The sequence below is a fragment of the Salibaculum sp. genome (assembly GCF_035270045.1).
Classification (GTDB): Bacteria; Pseudomonadota; Alphaproteobacteria; order Rhodobacterales; family Rhodobacteraceae; genus Salibaculum.
This window is the reverse complement of the sequence record NZ_DATFIP010000054.1, coordinates 1-12,084: the sequence shown is the minus strand read 5'-3', so window position 1 is coordinate 12,084 and position 12,084 is coordinate 1. Positions and strand designations below refer to the sequence as shown.

The following is a 12,084-nucleotide window of genomic DNA, read 5'->3' as shown; positions in this document are numbered from 1 at the left end:
GTTTTCCGGGCCTTTTGCAGCGAGACGGGACGAACAGCGAGGGCAGAGGGTATCAGGTGGGGCGGGACCTTCAAGCGAGGAAGGAAATGCCCCAGATCGGGGGGTGACAGGTGGGCTTGATCGGAGTAAGACGCCCGCAAGAAGGAGGCCGGACATTGTCAAACGATCTCGACGCGACGGCGCCCATCCTGTCCAGGAGAGACGAGATGAAAGCAGAAGTTTTCCTGCCGGAGGATTACAAGCCGGCCGAAGACGAACCCTTCATGAACGACCGCCAGCTCGAGTATTTCCGGCGCAAGCTGATCGACTGGAAATCCGAGATCCTCGAGGACAGTCGCGACACGATCGAGGGGATGAAGGACAGCACCCGCAATATCCCCGACGTGGCAGACCGGGCGAGCGAGGAGACCGATCGTGCGTTGGAACTGCGCACCCGGGACCGCCAGCGCAAACTGGTCGCCAAGATCGACAGCGCCCTGCGCCGCATCGAAGAGGGCGAATACGGCTACTGCGAGATCACCGGAGAGCCGATCAGCCTCAAGCGGCTTGACGCGCGGCCCATCGCGACCCTGTCGCTGGAGGCCCAGGAGCGCCACGAGCGCCGCGAAAAGGTCCATCGGGACGACTGACGTGACCCGTGACAAACCGACAGCACTGCGCGGCGGCCTCAACAGGGGCCGCCGCGTTGCCGTCGTGGGGGCAGGCCTGAGCGGGCTGGCGGCGGCGCTGGCCTTTGCCAGGGGCGGGGCCCGGGTCGAAGTCTTCGAACGCGCGCCCGAAATCGCCGAGGTCGGCGCGGGCATCCAGGTCTCACCCAACGGCGCGCGGGTACTGGCCGCGCTCGGGCTGGAGGGGGCCGCAGCCGCGCGGTCCGTCGCAGCGCAGGCGGTCGAACCCATGGACGCGATCACGGGGCGCAGACTGACCCGCTTCGACCTGTCGGAACGGGCGGGGCCGGCCTATCGCTTCTTCCACCGGGCCGCGCTGATCGACCTGTTACTGGAGGGGTGCCGCGCCGCCGGTGTCACCGTGCACACGGGGGCCCAGATCTCTGCCGACGCGCTGCCCGTGGCCGACCTCGTGGTCGGCGGCGACGGTATCCGCTCGGTGCTGCGCCCGGTCCTGAACGGTGCCGACGCGCCCTTCTTCACCGGCCAGGTGGCCTGGCGCGCGGTCATTGATCACCCCGGGGCCGAACCGGTCGCCCGGGTCTGGATGGCGCCCAGGCAGCACGCGGTGACCTATCCGCTGCCTGGCGGGCGGCTCAATATCGTGGCTGTGCAGGAACGCCTGCAATGGGCCAAGGAGGGCTGGAACATTCCTGATGAGCCCGGCAACCTGCGCCATGCGTTCCGGGGCCTGTCAGGCCGGCTGACCGGGTTGCTTGAAAAGGTCGATTCGGTGGGGCTTTGGGGGCTGTTCCGCCATCCGGTTGCCGCGCAGTGGCACAAGGACAACATCGCCATCCTGGGCGACGCGGCGCACCCCACGCTGCCCTTCCTGGCGCAGGGCGCGAACCTGGCCTTCGAGGATGCCTGGGTGCTGGCCGCCTGCTGCGATGCCGACGAGATACCGGCGGCCCTGCCGCACTATCAGCAGATGCGCCGGGCGCGCGTCGAGCGGGCCATTTCCACGGCCAACGGCAACGCGGTGAAATATCATCTGTCGGGTCTGCCGCGCCGGGTGGCGCACCTTGGCCTGCGCGGGATCGGGGCCGTTGCCCCGGGGGCCTACATGAACCGGTTGAACTGGCTCTACGATCACGACGTGACCCGGACGTGACACCGGGTGCCGCTTTTCGGGCCTGTCCGCCCGACGGCGCCCCGCCCACCGTCCCGGTCACCGCATCAGCACCACCGGCACCTTGCAGGACCGAAGCATTTCCGTGGTGGTCGAGCCGATGAACAGCGACCGTACGCGACTGTGTCCGTAGGCGCCCATGACCAGCAGGTCGTAGCCGTCGTTCGCGGTCATCTCCGAGAGCACCTTTTCCGGCTCGCCCGGCGTGGTTCGGGTATCCGCCGCGAAGCCGCCCGCCCGCAGGGTCGCGGCGGCATCCGTCAGCGCCTTGTCGGTTTCGGCTGTGGCTTTGCCCGCGAAGACCAGCGTAACCTGGAGTCCGGCGAAAATCGGGCTGCGCGCGATGTAATCCACCGCCTTGAGCGAGGAGGCCCCGCCGTCGAAGGCCACCAGCACCCGTTCGGGTATCCTGAAGGCCCTGTTGGCCACGAAGACGGGCCGATGGCTGGCCCGCACGATGCGCTCCAGGTTCGAGCCGAGGTGGTCCATCGCGACGCCTGCGGCCTCGCCGCGCTTGCCGATGACGATCATGTCACCGGTGTCCTCCTTGGCGGTGATCGTTTCGACCAGGTCGCCCTGGCGCAGGCGTGTCTGCACGGTTATGTCGCCGTCGCCCTCGATGATCGCCTTGGCGTCCTCCAGGATGGCGCGGCCGTGGTCATGGGTCAGCTTGGCGCGTTCCGCGTCCAGTTCGGACAACTGTTCCAGCAGGCGCGAGCGCGCGCCCAGCCTGATCGCGCCGCTCAGGTCCTGACGGTCCGGGGCACCGCGGCGGCCCATGACGTGGTAGACCTTGACGGTGAAACCGGTCTTGCCGGCGATCCAGGCGGCGTGGTGGCACACGCTTTCGGAATAGGCCGAGCCATCGACAAGCGCGATGAGGGTGTTGGTGGTCATGTCGTGTCTCCTCAATGGCCCAGCAATTCATCCATGGCGCCCGGCTTGTCATGCACGGCCAACCGGTCGACGATGGTCTCGGACGCCTCGTTGAGGCCGATCAGTTCGACCTCGGCGCCTTCCCGGCGGAACTTGAGCACGGCCATGTCCAATGCTGCAACCGAGGAAATGTCCCATATATGGGCGCGGCTGACGTCGATGGTGACCTTGTCGGGGGCTTCCTTGAAATCGAAAGCCGCCATGAAGTCTTCGGCCGAGGCGAAGAACAACTGCCCTTCGACGAAATAGGTGCGGTGGGTGCCGTCGGCGGTGATCTCGGTGCGCACCCGGAACAACTGCGCAATCTTCCAGGCGAAGAAGAGCCCGGAGAGCAGAACGCCCACCAGAACGCCGATCGCCAGGTTATGGGTGTAGATCACGAAGAAGACCGTTGCCAGCATCACGATGGAGGAGCTGCGGGGATGGTCGCGCAGGTTCTTGATCGAGGACCACGAGAAGGTTCCGATCGAAACCATGATCATGATCGCCACCAGCGCCGCCATGGGGATGATCCCGACGATATCGCCCAGCCCCACCACGAGGATCAGCAGAACGACCCCGGCGGTGAAGCTCGACAGCCGCCCACGTCCCCCCGATTTCACGTTGATGATGGATTGGCCGATCATGGCGCAGCCTGCCATGCCGCCGATGAAGCCGGTGGCGGTATTGGCCAGGCCCTGGCCCACGCACTCCTGGTTGCGGTCCGAGGAGGTGTCGGTCAGGTCATCGACGATCTGCTGGGTCATCAGGCTTTCCAGAAGTCCCACGACGGCAACGGCCAGCGCGTAGGGAAAGATGATCTGCAGCGTCTGGAAAGTCAGCGGAATGTCCGGGATCAGGAAGACCGGAAGCGTGTCGGGCAATTGGCCCATGTCGCCCACGGTGCGAACGTCCCAGCCCATGGCGAGGGTCAGCGCGGTCAGGACCACGATGGTGACCAGCGGCGAGGGCACGGCTGTGGTCAGGCGCGGGAACAGGTAGATGATCGCCAGCCCGCCAGCGACCAGCGCATAGGTGATAGGCGGCACCGCGCGGGGGTCCAGTTCGGGCAGCTGTGCCATGAAGATCAGGATCGCAAGCGCGTTGACGAACCCGGTCATGACCGAGCGCGACACGAAGCGCATGACATAGCCCAGTTTCAGGAAACCGGCCACGATCTGCAGAAGCCCGGCCAGCACGGTCGCCGCCAGCAGGTACTCCAGCCCGTGGTCGCGCACCAGCGTCACCATCAACACCGCGGTGGCGGCGGTGGCGGCCGAGATCATGCCGGGCCGGCCACCGGTGATCGCGGTGATGACGGCGATCGAGAACGAGGCATAAAGCCCCACCTTGGGGTCGACGCCGGCGATAATGGAAAAGGCGATGGCCTCTGGGATCAGGGCCAGGGCCACCACGAGGCCCGAGAGCACGTCGCCGCGAATGTTGTGAAACCAGTCGTGCCGATAGGCGGTGAGGGACATCATGTGGAAAACATCCTTTGGCCGCGCGAGGGGCGCGGTCTTTGGACAGGCGCGCTCGGCCTGTTTGATTGTCCGGCGGATCGGCGGCCGGAAGAGCCATTCGGAGATCAGCGCCCCCGAATCCCTGTTCGCTGCGTCGCGGCGTATAGGCCGCAACGGCCCTCGGTGCAATGGCTTCGGCGAATGGGGCCAGCGCGATCCGCGCTCAGAGGGCCAGATCGACCCAGACCGGCACGTGGTCCGAGGGTTTTTCGCCCCCGCGGACCTGCGTGTCGATCCAGCAGTCGCGCATCAGGTCGGCGGCCTGCGGGGTCAGCAGGACATGGTCTATGCGGATGCCGTCGTTGCGATTCCAGGCCCCGCCCTGGTAATCCCAGAAGGAATAGTGCCCGGGCCCAAGGGTGCGCGCGCGGAAAGCCTCGGTGAAGCCGAGGTTGACGATCCGTCGAAAGGCGGCCCGGCTTTCGGGCAGGAACAGTGCGTCGTTGCGCCAGGCATCGGGGCGGGCCGCGTCCTCGTCCTGCGGGATGACGTTGTAATCCCCGGCCATCAGCGCCGGCTCTTCGGCGGCCAGCAGGGCCTGCGCGCGGGTGCGCAGGCGCTCCATCCAGCGCAGCTTGTAGTCATACTTGGGCCCCGGTGCCGGGTTGCCGTTGGGCAGGTAAAGACCGCAGAGGCGCAGGGCCCGGTCGCCCACGACCGTCGCCTCGATGTAGCGGGCCTCTTCGTCGTCGGTGCCGTCGCGGCCACTCCCGTCGCCGCCCGGAAGCCCGCGGGTGACATCCTCCAGCGGGTATTTCGACAGGATGGCGACGCCATTGAACCCCTTCTGGCCATGCGTTTCGACGTTGTAGCCCAGGTCTTCGAAGGTCTCGCGGGGGAAATTCTCGTCCACCGACTTGATTTCCTGCAACAGCACGACGTCGGGCTGGTTGTCCGACAACCACTCCGTCAGCGCCCCGATCCGCGCCTTGACGCCGTTTATGTTGAATGTCGCGATTTTCATGGGCGCCTCCGTCGGTGGTCGTTCTCGCCCATGCCCGTGCCGCCCGCAAGACCTTCGCGCAAAAGTCGTCTGGCCAAAGGCCGCGCCGTCTAGGTCTCAGATCGCGAAGGATGTGCCGCAGCCGCAGCTGCTGGAGGCATTTGGATTGTCGATCACGAAGCGCGCACCGATCAGTTCCTCGGAAAAATCGATGGTGGCATCGGCCAGGAAGGGCAGCGAGGTGCTGTCGACCACGACCTTCTGGCCCTGGCCTTCCAGCACGATGTCGTCGTCGGCGGGGGCGTCCAGGTCGATCTCGTATTCGAATCCGGAACAGCCGCCGCCCTTGACGCCGACGCGCAGCGCCTTGCCCTGGTCGGCGGCGCCGATCTCGGTAAGCCGCGCGAAGGCGCGGTCGGTCACTTTGGGGGGAACGCTCAGCATGACAGGCCCTGTCGGTTTCGGTTGTCATGCAATATAGGGGTCATGCGCCGATGCGGCAAGGCAGGCCGCCCGGTTGAATTGACGATGGGGGCAGGGCGATGGCAGCGCCGTTTGCATGTGATCCCGGCGCGACCCGGGGAAGGTTCCACGCCGAGGAGGAGAGCGCGCATCGCTCGCCCTTCCAGCGTGACCGGGACAGGATCATTCACTCCAGCGCCTTTCGGCGCCTCAAGCACAAGACGCAGGTCTTCGTGGAACACGAGGGCGACTATTTCCGCACCCGGCTGACCCACTCCATCGAGGTGGCGCAGGTGGCCCGGACGCTGGCGCGGGCGCTTGGCCTGAACGAGGACCTGACCGAGGCGGTTGCCCTGGCGCACGACCTCGGCCATACGCCCTTCGGCCACACCGGCGAGGATGCGCTGGCTGCGCTGCTGGCGCCCTACGGTGGGTTCGATCACAATGCCCAGGCGATCCGGATCGTGACATCGCTGGAACGGCATTATGCCGAATGGGACGGGCTGAACCTGACCTGGGAAACGCTGGAGGGCATCGCCAAGCACAACGGTCCCGTGGCCGAGCCGGTGCCGGTAGCGCTGGCCGAGTACAACGCCCGCCATGACCTGGAACTGGCCACGCACGCCAGCGCGGAGGCACAGGTGGCCGCCCTGTCCGACGACATCGCCTACAACAACCACGATATCCACGACGGGCTGCGCGCGGGGCTGTTCACGACCGAGGACCTGCTGGCCCTGCCCATCGTCGGCGATTGTTTCCGCCAGGTCGACCGGCTCTGGCCCGGCCTCGACCCGTCCCGGCGGCGACACGAGGCTTTGCGGCGATTCTTCGGGGTGCTTGTCGAGGACGTGATCGCCACGACGCGTGCCAACCTCGACGACCTGGCGCCGGGATCGGCGGCCGATATCCGGGCGGCGGGGCGCATGATGGTGCAGTTCTCGCCCGCGCTCTGGGCCGACCTGCAACAGGTGCGCAGGTTCCTCTTCACCCGGATGTACCGCGCCCCCAGCGTGGTCGAAATGCGTGCGCAGGTCACGCAGGTGGTCGAGGAGCTGTTTCCGCTTTTCCTGGCCAGCCCCGCGCAACTGCCGGGGCAATGGCAGGGCGACGTGGCCCGGGTGACGGACAAGGCGGCGCTGGCGCGGATCGTGGGCGACTACATAGCCGGGATGACCGACCGGTTCGCGCTGCGGACCCATGCAGGCTTGACGGGGCGGCGGGTTTCCATTGCCGGAGAGTTCGCCAATGGCAGCTGATGCCGCGCGGCGCGATGGCACGCCCGGCCCGATGAACGCCATCGCCCGTGTCGGCGCGCCGACCACCGCTTTTGCCGGATGCCGATGCGCGTTGACCTCGGCCCCGCAGATGCTAAACCGCCCGCCATCGCAATGAGGACGCGCAAATGAACCTGTTCGCCGATATTCGGTCGCTCGTGATCGACTGCCTCGATGCCCTCGCCGCCGAGGGGCAACTGCCCACCGGCCTGGCGCATGACAACGTGACGGTCGAGCCCCCGCGCGACCCCGCCCACGGCGACATGGCCACCAACGCGGCCATGGTTCTGGCCAAGCCCGCGGGCCTGAAGCCGCGCGACATCGCCGAGGCGCTGTCGGCGAAACTGGCCGCCGATGCCCGCATCGCCCGGGCCGAGGTGGCCGGGCCGGGGTTTCTCAACATGCGCCTTGCGACGGGCGTGTGGCACGACGTGATCCGCGCCGCCCTGACCGATCCCGATTTCGGCAAATCCGACCTGGGGCAGGGCCAGTCGGTCAACGTGGAATATGTCTCTGCCAATCCCACCGGCCCGCTTCATGTCGGTCACACCCGCGGCGCGGTCTTCGGCGATGCGCTGGCCAGCCTGCTGGATTACGCGGGCTTCGACGTGACCCGCGAATACTACATCAACGACGGTGGCGCCCAGGTCGACGTGCTGGCCCGCTCTGTCTACCTGCGCTACCTCGAAGCCCACGGACAGGAGGTCGCCTTCGAGGATGGGACCTATCCCGGCGACTACCTGATCGAGGTGGGCCAGGCGCTCAAGGACAAGGTCGGTGATGCCTATGTCGCCAAGGGCGAAGAGGTCTGGCTGGACCAGGTGCGCGATTTCGCCACCGCGAGGATGATGGAGATGATCCGCGCCGACCTGGCCGCACTGGGCGTCGAGATGGATGTCTTCTATTCCGAGAAATCGCTTTATGGCACCGGGCGGATCGAGGCGGCCATCGAGGACCTGCGCGGCAAAGGCCTGATCTACCGCGGCACGCTGGAGCCGCCCAAGGGCAAGCTGCCCGAGGATTGGGAGCCGCGCGAACAGACCCTGTTCAAATCCACCGACTACGGCGACGACGTGGACCGTCCGATCATGAAGTCCGATGGCGGATGGACCTACTTCGCCCCCGACATCGCCTATCACTACGACAAGCTCAGCCGGGGCTTCGGCGCCCTGATCGACGTCTTCGGCGCCGACCATGGCGGCTATGTCAAGCGCATGAAGGCCGCCGTGGCCGCCCTGTCGGGGGAAACCGTGCCGCTCGACATCAAGCTGACACAGCTGGTCAAGCTCTACCGCAATGGCGAACCCTTCAAGATGTCAAAGCGGGCGGGCACCTTCGTGACCCTGCGTGACGTGGTCGAGGCCGTGGGCCGCGACGTGACGCGCTTTCACATGCTCACGCGCAAGAACGACGCGCCACTGGATTTCGATTTCGACAAGGTGACGGAACAGTCCAAGGACAACCCGGTTTTCTACGTCCAATATGCCCATGCGCGGGTGCATTCGGTGCTGCGCAAGGCGGATGTGAACGTGTCGGGGGCGGCGCTGGCGGGTGCTGACCTGTCGGGCCTGACCCACCCGGCGGAACTGGCGCTGGCGGCCAAACTGGCCGAATGGCCGCGCCTGGTCGAGATCGCCGCGCGCACGCACGAGCCGCACCGGGTGGCCTTCTACCTTTATGACCTGGCCTCCGAGTTGCACGCCCTGTGGAACCGCGGCAACGACGATCCCGGCCTGCGCTTCCTGCAAGAGGGTGATTCTGAGGCAACACAGGCGAAAATCGCCCTGATCCGGGCCGTTTCCGTTGTCATTTCGCACGGTCTTGGTATCCTTGGCGTGACCCCTGTCGAAGAGATGCGCTGAAGCGCACGCGTGGCGGGGCCTTGAGGCGACGCAGTAAACCGGTTCTCAAGCCGGGCGATGAGGCGCATAATGGCAGAGATGACGGCAGGGTCGCAGGCGGCCAGGCAAACGACGCACACCCCCCACCACCATCACGAGGGCCCGGAACCTGGCAATTCCGTTGGCAATCTTGTCACCATGCTCGGCGCAGCGCTTTCGCTGGCGCTGGCGGTCGGCGTTGGGGTCTGGGGCTACAAGATCCTGATGCGGGACGTGACCGGCGTGCCGGTGGTTCGCGCCATGCAGGGCGAGATGCGCGTGACCCCTGACAACCCCGGCGGCGAGATCGCGGCTCATACCGGGCTGTCGGTGAATGCGGTGCCGGCCGAGGGCGGTGCCGCCGCCCCCGAGGACAGGCTGGTGCTGGCCCCGGTCGAGGCGCAGTTGCGCGACGAGGATCTGGCCGTCGCGCCCGACGCGGCAGAGACCGGAACACGAACAGCCGAGGATACCCCCGCAGCCGCCCCGGAACCGCGGCCCGAGACCGGAACGCCGGCCCGGATCACGCCCGCCTCGGCCGATGCGACCGAGACCGCGCCGACCGCGGACAGCCTGAGCGCCGAGGAGGTGCTGGCCCTGGCCGACGAGATCGCAGCCGGGTCCGAGCCCCTGACCGACCTTCCGGAAGGCGAGGACGCGCCGGTGCAACTGGCCGTCAACGGCGTCAACCTGACCGATTTCGTGGACCCCGGCGTGCCCGGCGTTTCCAATTCCCTGCGGCCGCGTGTGCGTCCGGCCAGCCTGGCCCCGACCCCCGAAGCCCCCCAGGGCGCCGAACCGGCCGCCGCAACCGCCACCGCCGTTTCGGAACCGGCCGCCCCGACCCTGACCGGACCCTTGCCCGCCGGGACCAAACTGGTGCAACTGGGGGCCTTTGACAGCCCTGATATCGCAGCGCGCGAATGGACCCGCGTCGCTGGCCGTTTCGGCGATTTCATGACTGGCAAGTCCCGCGTCATCCAGGAAGCCCAGTCCGGCGGACGCACCTTTTACCGGCTGCGCGCACAGGGCTTCGAGGACTTGAGCGGTGCGCGCCGGTTCTGCGCCGCGCTCGTCGCCGAGGACGCCCCCTGCATCCCGGTCGTGGTGCGCTGAATGGCGCCTTGCGCGGCCATCTTCGGGCCGTGGGGTGCAGAACTTACCGACTGGGAACGCGGATTCTTCGCGGAAACCCGCCCGCTGGGCTTCATCCTCTTCGCGCGCAATTGTAACACCCCCGACCAGGTGCGCCGCCTGACCGAGGACCTGCGCGCCGCCGTGGGGCATGACGCCCTGGTGCTGATCGACCAGGAGGGTGGTCGTGTCCAGCGCCTGCGCCCCCCGCACTGGCGCGCCTGGCGCCCACCGCTGGAGGACGTGGCAAAGGCGCGCGACCCGGACCGCGCCATGGCGCTGCGATACCGGATCATCGGGCACGAGTTGCGCGCCCTTGGCATCGATGTCAACGCCGTGCCCTGCGCCGACCTGGCCCGGCCCGAAACGCATCCTTTCCTGCACAACCGCTGCTACGGCGAGACCGCCGAGACCGTCACTTGCATTGCCCGCGCCGTCGCGCGAGGGTGTCTTGAGGGCGGGGTTCTGCCGGTGCTCAAGCACCTTCCGGGCCACGGCCGGGCACGCGCGGACAGCCATCTTGACCTTGCGCGCGTGGCGGCGCCCGCCGCGGCGTTGGAGGCCAGCGATTTCGTCCCGTTTCGGGCCTTGTCCGACTTGCCTTTGGGGATGACCGCGCATGTTGTCTTCGAAGGACTGGATCAGGATACCCCGGCCACGCAGGCCCCGGGGATGATCCGCCTGATCCGCGAGGATCTCGGCTTTGGCGGTCTGCTCATGACGGACGATATCGGCATGCAGGCGCTTTCGGGGCCAGTGGAGGCGCGCGCCGCCGCCGCGCTTGCCGCGGGCTGTGACGTGGTTCTCCATTGCAACGGCGCGCGCGACGAGATCGAGCGGGTCGCGCGGGTCTGCGAGCCGCTGACAGGACTGGCCGAAGCCCGTGCTCGGGCGGCACTGGCCGCGCGCCCGGCCGCCGCGCCCGTTGACATTTCCACTCTTGTTGCGGAGTTTGAATGCCTTGTCGGGCCGGCGCCCGGACGAGAGGGCAGATGACCGACGGCGAGTTCAGCACCAGCACTGTGACGAGCGTCAGCGAACGCCAAGCCGCCGAGGCACTGATCGTCGATGTCGAGGGCTTCGAGGGGCCGCTCGACCTTCTGTTGACGATGTCGCGCACGCAAAAGGTGGACCTGCGTCAAATCAGCGTGCTGGCTTTGGCCGAGCAATACCTGTCCTTCATCGAGAAGGCCCGCGACCTGCGCATCGAACTGGCCGCAGACTACCTTGTCATGGCGGCCTGGCTGGCCTTTCTCAAGTCGCGCCTGCTGCTGCCTCCGGACCCCGCCGAAGAGGGCCCCTCGGGCGAGGAGCTGGCCGCGCACCTGGCCTTTCAACTCGAACGGTTGCAGGCGATGCGCGAACAGGCCGCCACGCTCATGGCGCGCGACCGGCTGGGGCGCGATTTCTTCGCGCGCGGCATCACCGAGGATGTCACCCGGACCCGCCGCGTCACCTATACCGCGACCCTCCTGGACCTGATGCAGGCCTATGCACGCCTGCGCACCAAGGACGAGTTCCGCCCCTACACGATGGACCGCGACTCGGTGCTGACCCTGGAAGAGGCTCTGGGGCGCCTGCGCCCGCTGATCGGCTTTGCCGGGGACTGGACAGATATCCTGTCCTACCTGCCGGAGGGCTGGTCCGAGGACCCCGCCCGGCGCCGCAGCGCCACCGCCTCGACCTTTGCCGCCTCGCTGGAACTGGTCAAGGAAGGCCGGATCGAGATGCGCCAGGGCGAGAGTTTCGCCCCGATCCAGATCAGGAGGACAGAGGATGGCTGACCCCGAGACTTCCCCGGGTCGGGCGGACGACGAGGCGACCCTCTTCGAGGCCCCGCCCATGGCCGAGCAGGAGCGCATGGTCGAGGCGGTTCTCTTTGCCAGCGCTGAGCCCGTGACGGTGCGTGATCTCGCCGCGCGGATGCCCCATGGCGCGGACCCGGCCGAGGCGCTGGACCACCTGCGCCGTCGCTACGAGGGGCGCGGCGTACGCGTCGTGCGGATGGGCGAGGCCTGGGCGCTGCGCACCGCGCCGGACCTCGGGTTCCTGATGCAGAAGGAAACCGTCGAGACCCGAAAGCTGAGCCGCGCCGCGATGGAGACACTGGCGATCATCGCCTATCACCAGCCCGTCACCCGCGCCGAGATCGA

13 protein-coding genes and 1 other annotated feature are annotated in these 12,084 nt (G+C 67.4%); of the genes, 9 read left to right on the top strand and 4 right to left on the bottom strand.

Features of this window, described 5'->3' with window-relative positions; genetic code table 11:
* Positions 1–206: 206 nt before the first annotated feature.
* Both dksA and VJ897_RS08590 read left to right on the top strand, forming a co-directional pair.
* Complete coding sequence (dksA, locus tag VJ897_RS08595; RefSeq protein WP_324055206.1) at positions 207–629, top strand: RNA polymerase-binding protein DksA; 423 nt, start codon at positions 207–209, stop codon at positions 627–629.
* 1 nt (position 630) lies between these two features.
* Positions 631–1,782, top strand: coding sequence for an FAD-dependent monooxygenase (locus VJ897_RS08590; RefSeq protein ID WP_324055109.1), 1,152 nt, complete (start codon positions 631–633; stop codon positions 1,780–1,782).
* Positions 1,783–1,839: 57 nt separating this feature from the next.
* Here the strand turns inward: VJ897_RS08590 and VJ897_RS08585 are convergent, their stop codons facing one another.
* The 4 genes from VJ897_RS08585 to VJ897_RS08570 form a co-directional block, all read right to left on the bottom strand.
* On the bottom strand, positions 1,840–2,697 hold the full coding sequence (locus VJ897_RS08585; protein ID WP_324055107.1) for a universal stress protein: 858 nt from the start codon (positions 2,695–2,697) through the stop codon (positions 1,840–1,842).
* A gap of 11 nt (positions 2,698–2,708) precedes the next feature.
* On the bottom strand, positions 2,709–4,199 hold the full coding sequence (locus VJ897_RS08580; protein ID WP_324055105.1) for a SulP family inorganic anion transporter: 1,491 nt from the start codon (positions 4,197–4,199) through the stop codon (positions 2,709–2,711).
* A 63-nt stretch (positions 4,200–4,262) separates the two neighbouring features.
* Positions 4,263–4,323: a sequence feature (sul1 is cis-regulatory element that is thought to sense ions involved in sulfur or methionine metabolism; They are found in Alphaproteobacteria), on the bottom strand.
* A gap of 78 nt (positions 4,324–4,401) precedes the next feature.
* Positions 4,402–5,202: an exodeoxyribonuclease III gene (gene xth, locus VJ897_RS08575; RefSeq protein WP_324055103.1), complete on the bottom strand. Its 801-nt coding sequence runs from the start codon at positions 5,200–5,202 to the stop codon at positions 4,402–4,404.
* Between the two features lie 96 nt (positions 5,203–5,298).
* Positions 5,299–5,622 carry a HesB/IscA family protein gene (locus VJ897_RS08570; RefSeq protein ID WP_324055204.1) on the bottom strand — a complete coding sequence of 108 codons (324 nt, stop codon included), beginning with the start codon at positions 5,620–5,622 and terminating at the stop codon, positions 5,299–5,301.
* Positions 5,623–5,723: 101 nt separating this feature from the next.
* Between VJ897_RS08570 and VJ897_RS08565 the strand changes: the two genes are divergently transcribed.
* From VJ897_RS08565 to scpB, 7 genes are all read left to right on the top strand, one after another.
* On the top strand, positions 5,724–6,899 hold the full coding sequence (locus VJ897_RS08565; protein ID WP_324055100.1) for a deoxyguanosinetriphosphate triphosphohydrolase: 1,176 nt from the start codon (positions 5,724–5,726) through the stop codon (positions 6,897–6,899).
* On the top strand, positions 6,889–7,035 hold the full coding sequence (locus VJ897_RS08560) for a hypothetical protein (protein ID WP_324055098.1): 147 nt from the start codon (positions 6,889–6,891) through the stop codon (positions 7,033–7,035). Before VJ897_RS08565 ends, VJ897_RS08560 begins: the two co-directional genes overlap by 11 nt.
* A 10-nt stretch (positions 7,036–7,045) precedes the next feature.
* The gene (argS, locus tag VJ897_RS08555; RefSeq protein ID WP_324055096.1) at positions 7,046–8,779 is read left to right on the top strand and encodes an arginine--tRNA ligase; all 1,734 of its coding nucleotides are present in this window, start codon (positions 7,046–7,048) and stop codon (positions 8,777–8,779) included.
* A 78-nt stretch (positions 8,780–8,857) separates the two neighbouring features.
* Positions 8,858–9,913: an SPOR domain-containing protein gene (locus tag VJ897_RS08550; RefSeq protein WP_414706712.1), complete on the top strand. Its 1,056-nt coding sequence runs from the start codon at positions 8,858–8,860 to the stop codon at positions 9,911–9,913.
* Complete coding sequence (locus VJ897_RS08545; RefSeq protein WP_324055092.1) at positions 9,914–10,927, top strand: glycoside hydrolase family 3 N-terminal domain-containing protein; 1,014 nt, start codon at positions 9,914–9,916, stop codon at positions 10,925–10,927. It abuts the gene before it with no gap.
* Entirely contained in the window at positions 10,924–11,715 is a 792-nt protein-coding gene (locus tag VJ897_RS08540) for a segregation and condensation protein A (protein WP_324055090.1), read from the top strand. The genes VJ897_RS08545 and VJ897_RS08540 overlap by 4 nt, the downstream gene beginning before the upstream one ends.
* A partial coding sequence (scpB, locus tag VJ897_RS08535; RefSeq protein ID WP_324055089.1) for an SMC-Scp complex subunit ScpB occupies positions 11,708–12,084 on the top strand: 377 nt, incomplete at its 3' end. The genes VJ897_RS08540 and scpB, both read left to right, overlap by 8 nt.

Excerpts from the sequence above, each read along its gene's own strand:
- VJ897_RS08545 (WP_324055092.1), top strand. The coding sequence starts at position 9,914 with ATGGCGCCTTGCGCGGCCATCTTCGGGCCGTGGGGTGCAGAACTTACC.
- argS (WP_324055096.1), top strand. The coding sequence starts at position 7,046 with ATGAACCTGTTCGCCGATATTCGGTCGCTCGTGATCGACTGCCTCGAT.
- VJ897_RS08580 (WP_324055105.1), bottom strand. The coding sequence starts at position 4,199 with ATGATGTCCCTCACCGCCTATCGGCACGACTGGTTTCACAACATTCGC.
- dksA (WP_324055206.1), top strand. The coding sequence starts at position 207 with ATGAAAGCAGAAGTTTTCCTGCCGGAGGATTACAAGCCGGCCGAAGAC.
- VJ897_RS08560 (WP_324055098.1), top strand. The coding sequence starts at position 6,889 with ATGGCAGCTGATGCCGCGCGGCGCGATGGCACGCCCGGCCCGATGAAC.
- VJ897_RS08565 (WP_324055100.1), top strand. The coding sequence starts at position 5,724 with ATGGCAGCGCCGTTTGCATGTGATCCCGGCGCGACCCGGGGAAGGTTC.
- VJ897_RS08550 (WP_414706712.1), top strand. The coding sequence starts at position 8,858 with ATGACGGCAGGGTCGCAGGCGGCCAGGCAAACGACGCACACCCCCCAC.
- xth (WP_324055103.1), bottom strand. The coding sequence starts at position 5,202 with ATGAAAATCGCGACATTCAACATAAACGGCGTCAAGGCGCGGATCGGG.
- VJ897_RS08585 (WP_324055107.1), bottom strand. The coding sequence starts at position 2,697 with ATGACCACCAACACCCTCATCGCGCTTGTCGATGGCTCGGCCTATTCC.
- VJ897_RS08540 (WP_324055090.1), top strand. The coding sequence starts at position 10,924 with ATGACCGACGGCGAGTTCAGCACCAGCACTGTGACGAGCGTCAGCGAA.